We start from the raw sequence: 388 nt of genomic DNA, 5'->3' as shown, positions 1-388 counted from the left end.
GAGTGGATCGACCACGGCATCCTCCAGAAGACCACCGAGGGGCCGGACGCCGGCCGGCCCTTCTACGCCTATGGTGGCGACTTCGGTGAGACGGTCCACGACGGCAACTTCATCGCCGACGGGCTGGTCTTCCCCGACCGCACGCCCTCACCCGGCCTCGTCGAGTACAAGGCCGTCATCGCCCCCGTAGGCATGCAGCTGGAGCACACACCGAACCGGCTGACTCTGCGGATCCGCAACGGCTTCGACTTCCTCGACACCTCCGTCCTCGCCTTCGACTGGCGCCTGGCAGCCGACGAGGTCCCGCTGGCGGACGGCATCCTGGACCTGCCACCGGTTCCGGCCCGCACGACCCATGAGGTGGTCCTCGACGACCTCCTTGCCGACG

1 protein-coding gene is annotated in these 388 nt (G+C 68.6%); it reads left to right on the top strand.

What is annotated here, in order from left to right; translation table 11 throughout:
* Positions 1 to 388, top strand: a 388-nt coding sequence (locus CCN51_RS57520; protein ID WP_245881645.1) for a glycoside hydrolase family 2 TIM barrel-domain containing protein, incomplete at both ends; no start/stop codon positions are given.

Origin of the sequence: Streptomyces milbemycinicus (assembly GCF_002154605.1) — a bacterium.
In the GTDB taxonomy this organism is placed as follows: domain Bacteria; phylum Actinomycetota; class Actinomycetes; order Streptomycetales; family Streptomycetaceae; genus Streptomyces; species Streptomyces milbemycinicus.
Note: the sequence above shows the minus strand (reverse complement) of the source record. Positions and strands in the feature narration are given on the sequence as shown.